We start from the raw sequence: 15,431 nt of genomic DNA on the forward strand, positions 1-15,431 counted from the left end.
TTCCAGTTATGAATGCTTTACCTTCTACCTTTTTAGAAACCAACTTGTAGTCCTAATTGCAGGGTTCTGGTCTGGGGAATATTTCCCTGATCTGTTCCTGCTCCCAGTTGGTTTGATATTGCTCTATAAGTAAAGACTTCGGGATCTGGTCCTGAATAATTGGTAATTGTCAACAGGTTAGAACCTGAAACATAAACCCTAACATTTTGGATAGAATTGGTTTTATCCAATAGAGATTTGGGTAAAGAGTATCCAAGCTGCAAGTTTTTCATCCTAAAATACCCGGCATCCTCTACAAACCTGTCAGAAAATCTGTTGTTGTCGTTGGGATCGGTAGCGATTGCTCTTGGCATGGTGTTACTTGTTCCAGGACCAGTCCATCGATTTGCAGTAGTACTCATTACATTTCGTCCACTTCCAGTAAGCCTTTCCCCATCTCTTCTGAATTCATTGTATAACTGTACTCCGGAAACACCCTGAAAGAAAATACTAAGGTCGAATCCCTTATAGTTGGCTCCTACATTTATTCCGTAATAGAAATCAGGAATGGTTTTTCCCAAATAGGTCCGGTCGTTAAAATTGATTTCTCCATCAGGTTCACCTGAGAATTGCTGTCCATCAGGAGCACCCTCTGGAGCGGGACCGTTATTGTCTACAAAAATCACATCCCCTGCTCTTGCACCCTGAGAATTGGCATCAGGAAGGGCATTAGCTGCTTCCGCATCGGTTTGGTAAATTCCCGCAGTCTGGTAACCATAGAAATAACCGATGGGTTGCCCGATTCCGGTTCTGTAAATTTCATTGGAAGAAAATTCTTCAATTCCCGGAGCCAATGCAGTTAATTCATTCTTTACAGTGGTAAGGTTAGTAGCAATGTCAAGATTAAACTCTCCAAAGTTTTGATGGTAGCCTAATTCCAACTCTATACCCGAGTTCACTACTTCACCTACGTTTGCGGGTGTATTTTCAAACCCGGTAATTCTTGGTAATGGCAGAGAGATTAAAAAATCCTTGGTGGTTCTTTTGTAATAAGTCATTAAAAGATCGAATTTGTTATCCAGAAAAGTCATATCAAAGCCCACATCAAATGTTTCGTTTGTCTCCCATATCACTTCCTTGTTTACAAAGTTTACCGGGGCCGGGGCCTGTACAGAAGTAGAGCCTGCCAATCCATAATCTGGAGTTGGAGAAACTCTAAACACATGCGGGAAAGCAGTGGTCTGATCATTACCCAATTGTCCCCAGCTACCTCTTATTTTAAGTTCGGAAATGGCATTTATTCCATTAAAGAAATCCTCCTCACTTACTCTCCAGGCTGCAGATACGGATGGAAAGGTTCCCCATCTTCTATCATCTTCCGGAGAGAAGCTTGAAGTTCCGTCTCTTCTTACCGTAGCGGTTACCAAATATTTTTTCATGTAATCGTAACTAAACCTTCCTATATATCCCACATAAGCGCCTTCCCCGGCTCCACCTCCAATCAGTAAATTTTCTGAGGCATTTTTCACATTAATATAAAAGTCAGGATCTGCAGAAAGGAAATTTTCTCCTCTCCCTGAAAGCGAAGTAGATCTTAATTTTTGATATTCTAATCCGGCTAAAACATTGAAGTTATGGTCGCCAAAATTTTTATCGTAATTTAAGGTGTTGGTGAATACCTGTGTATAACCCTCACTTCTACTATCTGTTCTTTCCTGGTTTGGTCTGTTCAACCCCATCTCAGCAGCAGTATAACCAGGATTCCAGGAATCATTTCTGCCCCAATTCATATCAATAGAGGCCATTGATTTAAATTTTAAACCATTGATAATTTCCAATTCACCATAGATACTACCCAGCATTCTGGTACTTCTGTCATAATTATCTCTGATCTGGTTGATCCCATTTTGGTTTCCGATAATTAATCCATTTACATCCTCATTGCCATTGTAGCCATATCTGTTTCCCGGAATTTCATTTCTATAATCATAGATTTCAAAAAATGGAGGCATGGTGGCTGCATTGGCCAGCAAAAATCCATCTCCTCCTCCATTCACACCTCTAAATACTTCCTGATAGGACATTGTAAAAGTATTTCCAAACTTAAACCTTTTGCCTACCTTATAGTCCGCATTTGCCCGGAATGTATACCGGTCAAGTTCCCATTTGTTCAATACTGCATCCTGGTTAAAATATCCTGCAGAAACGAAATAGTTTGCATTGTCATTTGCTCCGGAAACCGAGAGGTTATAATTCTGAATGGGTGCATTATTATTTTTTACATCACCCGCCCAGTCTTCATTAATACTTCTGTAAGGTGAACCTGGCTGTAGGTCTGGATGCAAAATTAAGTAACTTGGGTCGTCAGGAGAAAGCTCATTTTGAATATTAAAGTTGTTGTAAGCTTCCTCGGTAAGGGCAATATACTGATCTGTATTATTCATATCCCACATACTCGGAAGTTTTTGTACCCCATAATATCCGTCAAAATTGATTTGCGGCTTACCCTGTTTTCCTCTTTTGGTTGTAATGATTACTACTCCATTGGCAGCCCTTACACCATATACAGCTGCAGCGGAGGCATCTTTGAGCACCGATATACTTTCAATATCAGAAGGATTTAGTGTAGAAAGCGGGTTGGTAATAGGCCCATTTGGATTACCCCCTGTGTTTTTCCCAACCGGAACCCCATCAATTACGAATAATGGTTGTGCGTTTCCTACCGTACCCACACCCCTGATTCTGATGGCTGTTGGAGCTCCCGGAGTACCATCCATTGGGGTAACCTGAACACCGGAAATTCTACCCTGTAAGGCCTGATCGGCACTGGATATGGGTAATTTTTGAATTTCTTCTGAATCCATTGTTCCTATAGATTCGGTGAGCAAAGTCCTGCTTTTCTCTCCATAACCAATTACGACTACCTCTTCCAATTGTGCTAAGTCAGTTTTAAGGGAAACATCAATCACAGACTGTGCACCTACTTCTAATTCCTGAGTAACATAGCCAATATAACTAAATTGTAGAGTAGAACCTTCTGTTACACTGAGTGAATAATTTCCATCAAAATCGGTAGTCGTTCCTGATGAAGTTCCTTTAATTAAAATACTTACCCCTGGAAGTGGCTCATTGGTGTCATCTGTTACTTTTCCACTTATTTTCACTTGCTGGAATTCCGTAACACTTTCTTTTAAGTTGGGGAATTTATTGGTGTTTTTAGAAATGTGTATATTGTTATTTATCCTGGTAAAACGCAATCCAGTTTGCTTGGAGATGGTATATAACAATTCAGCAACGCTACTGTTTCCACCAATTATTTTAACTTTTTCATTTTCATTGAGTGTGGCATCGGTGAAGGTAAAACTAAAATTTGTTTTTCTTTCCAACTCAGCGATAGCCTTCTTAAGCGATACGTTCTTGGAAGAGACATGAACCTCAATATCATGAATACTTCCTTTCTCTTTCTGGGCATTACCTTCATTGGCCAGCAAAAAACTGCAGAAGAATGACTGGACAAAAATGCCAAATACCAAAAGCTTAGACATAATAATAATTTGTCTTAGTAATTTCAATTTCATATTTTAGACTCGGTTTTAAGTAAAAAAAATTGCTTGATACTGTCTGGCTCTGCTATTGCACAATTTGGCGCCAACTAAATGGGGCAATAAAAGAGCTTTAAAGCTGGGGTTTTCCTAATGAGGTCATTAATTTCATCAGGAACGTTCCAGCTTTTTTTGATTAGGAACTATTAAAAAAAGTGCATTTTTTCATTTATTTTCATGAGTTAGTGTTACAATTTTCCCATCAATTTTATATTTAAAATTGAATGATATTTTCATTCCTTTCAGCACATTTTCCAGTGATTCATCCTGAAAACGGCCCGTGAATTTTTCTTTAAAAGACAGCCCCGGTTTTAGAATAAAGGTGACTCCATACCACCTCTCCAGCTTGTTTAGTATAGTTCGAAAATCGTCTTCCTGAAATAAAATCGTTCCATTTTTCCAGGCCACCACTTCTTTAGGATCAAACTTATCTTTTACCACTTCACCAGTTTTTTTATAGGTAATTCGGTCATTTGGTTTTAGAATAAAACTATTTCCTTCCTGATTTGAAACTTTGAGCTTTCCGGTTACCAGGGAAATTTCAACTCCTTCGTATGAATTAATGTTGAAAGAAGTCCCTAATACTTTTGCCTCAATATCATTAACTACCACAATAAATGGTTTGGCAGGATTTTCAGTGACGTCAAAAAAGGCTTCACCAGTGAGAAAAACCTTTCTGGTTTCTCCTTCAAAGAACCGGGAAAATTTCAACGAACTTTCTGCATTTAATTTTACCGTAGTCCCATCACCTAAGGTAAGTGTACTTTTCATCCCTTTGGGGGTACTTTTTTCCAGAAGCTCCGTGGCTGTGATTTTTTCTTTTCCTAAATTTTCAAAATTTTCAACAATAAGATAGGCACCAGCAAAGGCTAATAAAAGGGGTAAAAGAACAGCTGCAATTTTTTTATAATTTTGAAGAAAGCTTTTCTCCTGTTCCTCTTCAAATGCTATAGTGTGAGAGTGATCCTCCTTAAATATCTTCTCGAACATTTCAAGGTAATCTTCTTCCTGAAGTTCTGGAGTATAAGCCAATTCCAGATTCTGAACAATATGTTTTGCCTGTAATATGTCCTTTCGCTTGGCCGGATTATTCTGAATCCATTTTTCCCAAAACTCACCTGATTCATGGTCAGCATTCTTGGCCCACTTCACAAAAAGGTCGTCTTTTATAAAATCCTCTATGGTATAATCCTTATAATTCATTTAAGTACCCGTACAATTAAAAATTTTGCAAATTCACCTGATATTATCCAGTGAATTATCTGGTATTACCTTCAATCTAATACCCTTTACCTTAATAGAGGGAAGAAATGAAAAGTTGGGACATTTTTGAGGAAAAATTTTTTTAAAATTTTAAAGTAATTGGAAAATACCTTTTTGAGAAGGTTTCTAACCAATTAACATCAGGAGGATTAGGGGAAAAAGGAGGTATTTTATAGCCGAAATTTTTTCTTTCAGGCTTTCAATTCCTCTGTATATAAGTTTTCTGGCAGAATCTTTATTTTTCAAACCCATGATATAGGCAATTTCTTCATGAGAAAATCCCTCATAATAATAATGTACGATAGCCTGTCTTTGCTTTTTTGAGAGCTTGTTTAATTCCTTTGTTAAAAATTGAAGTCTTTCCTGATAGGTTTCTCCTTCAATGAGCTCTACTTCGGCATTTATTTTTATGGAAAAACCTCCAGCATTCAGATTTTGATTTCCATCATAAATAACAAAATCATTCTTCTTTGATTTTTCCAGCAGCATTCTCCACAAACTTTTGTACAGGTAAGCCTTAATGGAAACTACCTCACCCAAAGATTTTCGCTTCATTTTTAAATGAATAAACAAATCCTGGATTTTATCTTTAATTCTATCTTTATCTCTGGTGATCTGGTGACCAAAAATGAATAATTTTTCTACATAGGTGTTATAAATATGGCATAAGGCATCATCGTCACCATTCTTAAATAGCAACCAGATTTCCGGGTCAGATTTTCCCGGGAAACCCTGCTGATCAAATTGCACTGTTTTGGGTACAGCTTTTTTCGCTGGAGATGGGATAAATGATTTTTGCCCGATCTTCATAAAATTAATAGAAAAGTAAAATTTTGATCCCTTTTACCTTTTGGGTTAAAAAGCGTACTAAATATAAACCCAAGGTAGGAAAAATGCATCAATAAGGTGTCAGAATTCTTTTAAGGTACGAATATTCCATTTATGTACTATCCTGTACTATGGGGTAAGTGAAAAAATGGAATTATTTTTCCTCTAAAAAAATATAAATTCAATTACTTATCTTCTGATTAATTTCGAATTAATAATTTTTTCTACTACCTCATCTTTATAAGATCTGCTGATGGGAATTTTGTCTTTTCCTATCACTAGTTGATTACCCTCCAGGGCTTTAATTGCCTTCAGATTAATGATAAATGATTTATGAACCTGAATAAATTGAGTTTCCGGAAGTTGTTCCAAAAAACTTTTAAGGGTAATATGCACGATATGTTTTTCCTGAAGACAATTTAATTTCAGGTAATTTTGAAAACCCTCGATATATTGAATATCCTCATAAAAAATCTTCTCTGTCCTTTTATCAGTCTTGATGAAAAAACTATCGGGAGGGTCCTCCTTTAAATCTTTTTTTACCTTTTCACATGCTTTCAAGAAACGATTGAAAGAAATGGGTTTCATGAGATAATCTACAATATCCAATTCATATCCCTCCAGTGCATAATTATCATAGGCTGTGGTAAATACTACTTTTGGCGGTTTTTTTAATGACTTCAAAAAATCTATCCCGGTGAGGTAAGGCATTTGAATATCCAGAAAAAGCAACTCAGGGTTAATCTGATCTATTTTTTCCAATAAATCCAAAGCTGAAGAAAATTCCCCCACACATTCCAGATAAGGAATTTTTTCTACATAGCCTCTCAACCCCTCTAAAGCAATTGGTTCATCATCCACTATGGCACATTTTATTTTTTTCATATCCTTATTTCTAAGTGGGCTTTAAATGATTTATCATCTATAAATGTAGAAAATTTATGTTGGTTAGGATAGAGGATTTCCAGCCTTCTTTTCAGATTTTTAAGCCCTATTCCATTTGATCTATTCTGATTAACCTGGCGAATCGTATTTTCTATTTCAAAGCTTACTTTACCCTCCTTTTCCTCCAAAATCATTGAAATTTCTGGAGTTGTTCCTCCCACATATTTAAAGGCATTTTCTACCAAAGGGATCAGTAGATGAGGGTAGATTTCCTTTTCAGAAGTCGATAAATTTTCCTTTACATCTAAATCTTTACTCCTTCGGGATTTATGAACCTGCCCATATAAATGTATAAACTTACTTTCTTTCGAGATGGGAACCAGTTTTTGTTGCTCCTGATATAAATTATACCGAAGCAGTTCTGATAGCTTTTCAATACTCGTTTTGGCTTCAGGAATACTTTTATCCATCTGAAAGTATATGTTATTTAAGCCATTAAAAAGAAAATGTGGACTGAACTGGCTTTTCAGAAATGACAATTCAGTTTTAAGCCTTTCATTTTCCAGTTTTTGCAATTTCACCCGACTGGCTATAAATTCATGTAAATAAAAATTACCCCTACGAACCAAAAAATAGATCTGAACAAAAAGTGTAGGTAACAGATTAATCTGAACAAAATCACTGAGGGTAAGGCCATCATCAGTAAGAGCCACCATTGGGAGAATAGTCAGGTTAATGATGATGATGGTGAAAAAAGTAAGCAGAGATAATTCCTTAATTATCTTTTTAGTTGAAAAATCATTTTTAAAGTCTGAGTCAAATTTGGACTCTAATCGCCTGATGAGAAAATCAAAAATATAGGCGACTAAAATTGTAGTTACCACCTCAATTGCAGTGATATAAAAAGGCCTTTCCCAAAATCTGAAGCCACTGCTCATGGTATCATTTACGATCCGAACGGTACTATAAATGAGTAATCCGAAAATTCCGGGGAATATATATTTCCAGAAAAATTTCATTTCAAAATCAATTTTAGACAGGTTGGGCTACCTTATCGTTTTCATTATGGTAATATCCCTTGTTTACGGAGGACTTCTTTTTATTTACAATATTTGATTTCACCCCAAAAAGAAAACGAATTAGTCCAAATGGTCTAATTAAATATTCGTAAAAAGCTACACTCAAAACAAGGCTTAATGTACTAATAAACAGATATTTAGCCAAAATACTTTCATCCACTAAAGTCACCACATAGAACCCAATAATCACAATTGCAGTTTGATGTAAAATATAAAAGGGATAAATAGCCTGGTTGGCATAATTTAAAATCGGATGAGGTTGGTTCAGGTATTGTTTCCCTAAAGCCAGGATGGCTAATAACCACATCCAGGCATTTAATGGCATCAATAAAGAAATCAAAGCATCTGTCTCCTGAGTGGTTTCCATTCGGTTCCATCGAAAGAAATTGATCAAAACAATGGAAAAAACCGCCATCCCCAACAAGTTTCTTTTTTGTGCAGTTATAAAATTGATAAAATGTGGCACAACACCAACCAGATAGCCTGTTGCAAAGAACAAAAACCAATACGAATGCCAGCACCAATCATCAATAAAAGCATTAGTTCTGTTGGATTCACTGGTGATGAAAAAATAGCAAAGAGTGGTAGGCAACACCAAAATAAGATAAATCGACCATGGATTGGATATGATGAAAGCATTAAACTTTTGTTTTATTTCAGGCTTTCTCAGGTATAAAAATAATGGTAATCCAATTACCGAATAAAAGAAAAGGTACAAAACAAACCACATGTGGTGCCAGGAAAAGTTCCCTTCCGGATAGGGCACAAAATCTAAAACTGAAGGATAAAAATTGAGGAATGATGCTTCTATCTCTTCATTGAATAATCGCTCAAAATAGAGTTGGGGAGGAACTATAAAAAACATGGCAAAAATTACGGGAAGCATTAGGCGGTTATGTCTTTCTTTTATGTAAACCCATGGTGTTCTTTTTTTCAATGCCCAGCATGTTCCCATTCCGGAAATGAAAAATAACAGCGGCATTCGGAACTGACTCAGCCAAAAGTTGAATTCCAGCCAGATATAACTGAGCTGATCATTCTTGATATGCCAATCCCATTCTTCTGTAAAGATCATAGCCGTGTGAAAATAGAGCACCAATAGTATGGCAATGATTCTCAACCAATCGATATAATAATTTCTTTCCATAAGTCAATTTTTAAGTGTTCACTAAGATGAGTTGAATCATCTTTTTGGTGAAATACTTTTGATGAATGGAAAGAAAACAGGGATGTTTAACCATTGTGAATGGTTAGCATTTCCCCGATACTATATGGTTTAGGAAACTATTCAGTTTTAAATGAAATGGTTCCCAGGTTTGAAAATTCTACTTTCACTTCGGCAGCATCATCAATAGTTGGATTTGCATAAAGTGAACCCGTAATGACCAAATCTCCTGCTTTGAGATATTGCCCGTATTTTGGAAGCAAATTGGCTAATTCATATAAGGCATTGAGAGGATTTCCATAAATATTGGATGCCACTCCCTTCGCTGCAAGTTTTCCATTTATAAAACATTTCGCGGTTTCATTTTCGAAGTCAAAATCAGAAGCCGGAATTTTAACTGTGCCTACAATGGTACCTGCCTGACCCATTCCAGTGGCCAAAACATGAGCAGGGTTTACCTGAGTTCCATTCGAAGTGGTGGCAATTGATTTTGCAAACTCTATGGCACCCACCACATATTCAATACAGGATTTGGCATCATCCATAGAGGAAAGGCCTTCTTTTAGGTCATTTTTTATGATAAATCCTACCTCTGCTTCCACCATGGCACCACCTCCGGGAAAGGTTTCCATTGGGACAGAGGAATTGGGTGCAATCATATTTGTATTAAGGATATATCCAAAAACAGGATCAAATTGAGCCGGATCGGAAGTGGCCGTACCACCCATTTTCCAGCCAATTTTAGTTTTTCCCTTGGCTAATTCTTTTTCCAATACCCTCAATTGAATTTTTGAGGCCAGCTCCCTTTCCAGGTCGGGGTTTTCTCTTGATAATAAATCGGTAATAATGGCATTTTCCCGGTAAAACTGAAGGGAATCTACCAATTGCTCCTCAGACATTTTCATACTTTTGGCTGCAGGTGGCGGAGTTTCTTCTGTTTGCTTCTTTTCAGGAGAAGAACAGGAAGCCAAATAAATGAGCAATAAGGAAAAACTGAAAATTTGGAAAGGTGAAAAGGTTTTCATGAGAGTGAGTTTAAGATTAGTAATCAGGGAGAAAGTTATTCTTGCTTAGAAAAAATCTTTTAAGGCTAAAAAACCTATATAGGAAATGATACAGGAGAAAATAAACGCGGCAATCAGGCCTAAATTTAGCATAATTCCCGCTTTGTGTTCCTGCATAATTTTTTCCTGGTTAATGATGTAAAAAATCCCGCCAATGGCCAAAGGAAGTACAAAAACATTGGCTACCTGGGTGGCAATCTGGGCAATAATCGGATTGGCTCCCATGATAGGCACCGAAAGACCAACCACACAGGCCACAGCCGTTAATACTTTAAAAAGCTTTGATTTCACATCCAGTTTGCCATTTTTGTAATCCGCCACCAGCAATGGGGCTACCATAAGAATGGGGAAAACGGACGACAATCCTGCACTGAGTGCACCGGTCATGAAGAGGGCTACCGCAAATTTTCCGGCCACAGGTTCAAGGGTATTCACCATATCAATGACTCTATTGATACTTAGACCCTGATAATACATGGCTCCCATGGCTGTAATCATGATGGATCCGCTGATGACAAACATCAAAAGCGCAGAGGAAAAAGCATCTTTTGATTGGTTTTTAACTTCATTTATTCCCCAGCCTTTTCCCTGCATCAGCAGGGGTCGAACCACAAAAGTAGGAGCTGCCATTGTGGTGCCTACAAATGCCGCAACCATTAAATTTCCTCCGGGAGCATCTGGAATGGTGGGGAGAAAACCCAGGGCTATTTCTGAAGGAGCAGGGAAAACAATAAACATAGATATGATAAAGGAAATCCCCATAATGGTGACAAATACAATGAGGACTTTCTCAAAAAATGAATAATTTCCCTGGATTAAAAGCAGGTAAAGGATGAACAGAATGCCGATGGCAATACCCAGAACTGCCCAATAACTTTCGGTGGGTAAAGTAGGTAAGAACAGCCGGGAAATTTCATAAAGTGCACTTGAAGAAAGGCCCACAATTCCGGAAAGGGAATTCCACTGCCCTATTACTATCCCAACCATGAGTAGAATAGCCAGTACTTTTCCATATTTTAGTTCTGTTTTAAAACTATTGACTGTGGTCCTTCCGGTAACCACAGCATATCTTCCATAGGCTTCCATCAGTGTCCAGGAAAAAAGACAACTTAAAATCAAAACCCATAATAATTGAGATCCGAACTGGCTGCCTGCCTTGGCCATTGCAGTTACGCTTCCGGTACCTACCGTATAACCAATGCAAAAAATTCCCGGGCCAATAGAGAGTAAAAAGGCTACGACTTTTTTCATGTTAATTTATTAAAGTAGTTAAGATAAGGTGTAGTCGTTTTGAGTGTGAGATGCTTCACTCCTGGTGATTTAATGAAATCAGGTAGAGAAAAAAATCCTCACCTTAATAGCCGGTAATCTCCTTTAGTTTATTAAAAAAGCTTTTTTTCCGATCGGAATTGATACTCCAGTCCACCGGAACGCTTTGGAAGCCATCTTCAAATCCTTCCCCATCCATTCTAAAATCAAAATATCCCCAGGAAGCATAGGCTTTTATAGCATTTACCATGTTGTTTTCTTCCTTATCGAAATCAAAATGGTCATCTTCATTGAACAGGATCGGTTTAGGAGTATACCCTTCCACTTTTCTGGTATCTTCTACCAGCTTAGTCACTTTTTTCGGGTCTTTAATTCCATTGCCATGAATCAAAATAAAATCTGCAGATTTTACCACATTGGGTAAAGGCAAAAATCCTCCTCCATAGCTAGTGCTCACCAATAAACTAAATTCTTTTTTCTTCTTTTTCTGCACACGTTCAATCAGTTCATGGACCCTTTCCGGTTGCAAAATAGGGTGATCATATCGGACATTGGATTCGTTGTTAATTTCTACGATTATATTCTTATAACCTTTATCCAAGATCCATTTAGTGATATTATCTACAGCATTTATTACTGCTTTTTCATCTTTCAGGTATTGATCCTGCCCAAAATAAAAATAACCCAGAATTACCACCATACCCAATTCATCGGCTTTATTGAGAATTTTCTCTAACCGGGCCATGTAATCTGATCGGAGTGCTCCCTCATCATCGAATGTTGAATTTCTCCAACCCTTATTGCCATAACCCATGGGGCTTCCTCCCTGCAAATTGAGTGTAAAAGCCAGCAAACCGTGCTTTTTCCATTCTTCCATTCCCAGAATAAATTCATCTGTATTCCTATCAGCATCCCATTTTTGGGTATCGGGATATTTAAACCTGTCTCTGGTTTCCGGATTTAAATCATCGAAAATTCCCTGAACCATTCTCGAATTCATTAAAAGCCCTTCAATTTTATGCCCATTCCATTCCCGTCCTTTGTAGGTCAGTTCTCCGTTGATATAAAACTGATTCCCCTTAATGGAAACAATGGTTTTGTTTTTTTTCGCAGAAAAGGAAATAGCGAAGAAAACTGCAATAGATAGTAGAAGTAGTTTAATAAATTTCATGTTTTTCATTTTCAATTTGTCTCCTTAAAAATACAGGATTAATAGTCTAAAAACTCACCACAAACCTTATCCTGATACCATTTATCATCTGTTTGTTTGAGTAAAAATTCCAATTCCTTTATCAGTTTTTTTCCTACAGACGCTTCTATTTTTTCAAAAGGAATTCTATTCAACTGGTTAGGATCAGCTTCGTTATCATAACAAAATACTTCATCGGCTTTTCCGTCTTTCTGGTTGACCACAAACATGTATTTTCCTGTGTAAACTCCTCTGGAATTACCATTCATGAAAAGTGCAGAGGCAGGTTTTTCCAAATCGTCCCCGGATGATTTTTTTAAAATGGAAGCGTAATTTTTTCCTTGCACTTCATCAGGAATCTTATCTTCCATACCCGCCAGAGAAAGTAGGGTAGGCATCACATCTGGAACACTTAAGATTAAATCCTCTATTCTGGGTTTTAATTTATCCCCCCATTTAATTATAAATGGGATGTTATAAGCTTCTATTTCAGGTGTGTTTTTCCCAGTTTTGCCATGGCTTCCCAACATTTCTCCATGATCGGAGGAAAATACAATTATGGTATTTTCCGAAAGCCCCAGTTTGGCCAAATGGTCCAGTACTTTCCCTATGAAATGATCTACTGCACTCACATTGGCATAATAGTATGGAGCATAGTGTCCCACAGCAGTATCAGCATTTTCATGGGTAAGGAGTTGATCAATATGGATATTCCCGGAATCTGTGTATTGATCAAAAAATTCCATATAAGTACTTTTTTCTGTCCATGGATTATGAGGCGGATTAAGCGACCACATCAGGAAAAAAGGTTTTTGGGGATCACGCTGGCCATGGGTATTGGACAAATAATCAATAATTTTTTCAGATTCCAGTTCTGCAGAAAATTTTCCGGGTTTATAAGGTTCCCCGTCCTTTTTGCCTTCAATCGCTTTTGGATCATTGGAATATACCAAAGGATTAAAATGGTCATCTTTTAAGGCCTGGAAGAAATAATCAATACTGTGTCGGTCAGGTCCTGGCGGAACATAGGTATCATAGCGGTTGATAAAATGTCCTCCCGGAGCCTCTTTTGAACCCACAAAAGTCCCGTTCTCATCAAATAAAGGTTCGGTTTTCTGCCAGTGGCACTTCCCAAAATAGGCTACATTGTAATCCGCCTGTGCAAAAACATCGGTTATACAAATGGCATCTGTTCTCAGTTGCACATCCCTGTCTGCCCTGCAATTATTGGTAATACCATTTTGATACGGATACATTCCGGAGAGAAGCATACCCCTGTATGGACTGCATAATGGGAAATTGCTTACGGCCCGGCTGAATACAATTCCGCCTTCTGCCAGCTTATCCAAAGCGGGAGTAGACACAGGATCGGGATTGCCCTGTAAAAACTCCTTGTTCCCAGGCTTTGACCAAAAGCCCAGGCTGTAGTTTCGGTATTGATCAGGGCAAATAAAAATAATGTTTGGAGCAGCTTCTTCTATGGCCTCATCTTTAGAGTTACAGGCGACCAATAGGATAATTTGAATTAAAATGAACCAATTAAAGTGCTTCATTATCGATCTAGTTTTTTAATTTTTCCATCGCTTCTTTATACAAAGTTGTGTACTTGTGAAATCCAATTTCCTTTCCATTCAACATTTCCAGATAAGCTTCCGGATGTTTGTATTTTACCCAGTCTAAGATGTCAACTGCGGTTGGATAAACCGGATGAAAGGCATCGGATGAGGCGGTCATATCTTTTTCTGTTGCTTTCAGTTTAATCCGAAACTGATTCAGAATATCTTTATAATTATCATCACCAGCCAGGTTTTTTAATTCATGAGGGTCATTTTCAAGATCATACAATTCTTCAACAGGTTTGGTAGGAGAGAAAAAGTAAGCTTCATCAGCATTTAATTTTCCTTCAAATTTTAGCTTTCGCATGGCATGCACTGCCGGCCGGTAAAATTCCAGATAAGCCTGGTGTGCATCCCAGGAAACCTCCGGCATATAATTTTTAATATATTTATATTTTTTTGAGGTCAGACTTCTGGATTTTTCCATTACTTCATCCCATAAATCCCTTGCACCATAGGAATATTCTCTTGAAAAATTATCATCCATAAATGAACTGCCAGTCATATATTCAGGAACCTCAATGCCTGCCAAATCAAGAATTGTAGCTGTGATATCTGTGGCACTTACAATTTCATCTCTTACTGCTCCGGTTTTTATTCCTTCCGGCCAGCTCACAATTAGCGGTATATGCAGGCCAGGATCAAAAAGATAGCCTTTTCCCCGGATATTACAGCGGCCATTATCTCCAATAAAAATAATCACTGTATTTTCATAAAGTCCTTTTTCTTTTAAATCCTGAATGATAATACCAATTTCATGATCCATGTATTCCATCTGATCCAGGTATTTGGCCCAGTCAAGCCTTACTACAGGGTCATCAGCCATGTACGGAGGTAATTTTACTTTATCCGGATCAACAGGATGGTCAGACTTTTCACGGATTTCATCCCACCAGTCGCCTCTGTGGGTTACTTTTAACTGAATTTGGGCAAAAAATGGCGTTTCATCTTTTGGGATGATATCGTACTGATCAAATAGGCCAAATTTGTTTTTTCCATCCCATTCCCCAATAGCTTCATGTTTAAAGTTCACATCTATTTTCCGGCCCTTTCCCATGACATATTCATTTCCTAAAATGCAGGTATATCCTGCTTTGCGGAGTAAATAAGTGAATGGTTTATATGGTTCTGCTAATGGCAGCTCCCTGTTACTTCTATGATGCTGGGCGTTTATTTTGTTTTGCATCACCCCGGTCATCATTGCAGACCTGCTTGGTGAACAGATAGGATTGGTGACGAAACAATTGTTGAACTTTAAGCCATTTTCTGCCAATTTATTCAATACCGGAGTTTTTACAGCTTCCATTCCATAGCATTCTATATCCGGTCCAATATCTTCTGCCATGAGCCAGATAATATTTGGTCTTTCTTGGGAAATGGCTGTTAGGGAAATAAACATTCCCAGGGTAAATAAAAAGTAGACTTTGTTGGTTAGTTTTTTCATAATTACTAGTACTTTACGAAATTCTTTTTTTTACTAAACTGTATGGGA

11 protein-coding genes are annotated in these 15,431 nt (G+C 37.6%); all 11 read right to left on the reverse strand.

Annotated features, from left to right (window positions below; genetic code table 11):
• Positions 1-32 precede the first annotated feature (32 nt).
• On the reverse strand, positions 33-3,557 hold the full coding sequence (locus tag A3EM_RS0135945; protein WP_020533088.1) for a SusC/RagA family TonB-linked outer membrane protein: 3,525 nt from the start codon (positions 3,555-3,557) through the stop codon (positions 33-35).
• A 189-nt stretch (positions 3,558-3,746) separates the two neighbouring features.
• Positions 3,747-4,784 carry a FecR family protein gene (locus tag A3EM_RS0135950; RefSeq protein ID WP_020533089.1) on the reverse strand — a complete coding sequence of 346 codons (1,038 nt, stop codon included), beginning with the start codon at positions 4,782-4,784 and terminating at the stop codon, positions 3,747-3,749.
• A 186-nt stretch (positions 4,785-4,970) separates the two neighbouring features.
• A complete protein-coding gene (locus tag A3EM_RS44735) occupies positions 4,971-5,654 on the reverse strand; it encodes an RNA polymerase sigma factor (RefSeq protein ID WP_020533090.1) in 684 nt (227 codons plus the stop codon).
• A 207-nt stretch (positions 5,655-5,861) separates the two neighbouring features.
• Positions 5,862-6,557 carry a LytR/AlgR family response regulator transcription factor gene (locus A3EM_RS0135960; protein ID WP_020533091.1) on the reverse strand — a complete coding sequence of 232 codons (696 nt, stop codon included), beginning with the start codon at positions 6,555-6,557 and terminating at the stop codon, positions 5,862-5,864.
• Positions 6,554-7,576, reverse strand: a complete 1,023-nt coding sequence (locus A3EM_RS46670) for a sensor histidine kinase (protein WP_020533092.1) — start codon at positions 7,574-7,576, stop codon at positions 6,554-6,556. Before A3EM_RS46670 ends, A3EM_RS0135960 begins: the two co-directional genes overlap by 4 nt.
• 13 nt (positions 7,577-7,589) lie before the next feature.
• On the reverse strand, positions 7,590-8,783 hold the full coding sequence (locus A3EM_RS44745) for an acyltransferase family protein (protein ID WP_052323408.1): 1,194 nt from the start codon (positions 8,781-8,783) through the stop codon (positions 7,590-7,592).
• A gap of 137 nt (positions 8,784-8,920) precedes the next feature.
• Positions 8,921-9,826 (reverse strand): 2-keto-4-pentenoate hydratase, encoded by a 906-nt coding sequence (locus tag A3EM_RS0135975; protein ID WP_020533094.1) that lies wholly within the window; start codon positions 9,824-9,826, stop codon positions 8,921-8,923.
• Positions 9,827-9,871: 45 nt separating this feature from the next.
• A complete protein-coding gene (locus A3EM_RS0135980) occupies positions 9,872-11,116 on the reverse strand; it encodes an Nramp family divalent metal transporter (protein ID WP_020533095.1) in 1,245 nt (414 codons plus the stop codon).
• Positions 11,117-11,219: 103 nt separating this feature from the next.
• A complete protein-coding gene (locus A3EM_RS0135985; RefSeq protein WP_020533096.1) occupies positions 11,220-12,314 on the reverse strand; it encodes a hypothetical protein in 1,095 nt (364 codons plus the stop codon).
• 29 nt (positions 12,315-12,343) lie between these two features.
• Positions 12,344-13,876: a sulfatase family protein gene (locus A3EM_RS0135990; protein ID WP_020533097.1), complete on the reverse strand. Its 1,533-nt coding sequence runs from the start codon at positions 13,874-13,876 to the stop codon at positions 12,344-12,346.
• A gap of 7 nt (positions 13,877-13,883) precedes the next feature.
• A complete protein-coding gene (locus A3EM_RS0135995; protein WP_020533098.1) occupies positions 13,884-15,383 on the reverse strand; it encodes a sulfatase family protein in 1,500 nt (499 codons plus the stop codon).
• Positions 15,384-15,431: the final 48 nt, after the last annotated feature.

The organism is Flexithrix dorotheae DSM 6795, assembly GCF_000379765.1.
Lineage (GTDB): Bacteria > Bacteroidota > Bacteroidia > Cytophagales > Flammeovirgaceae > Flexithrix > Flexithrix dorotheae.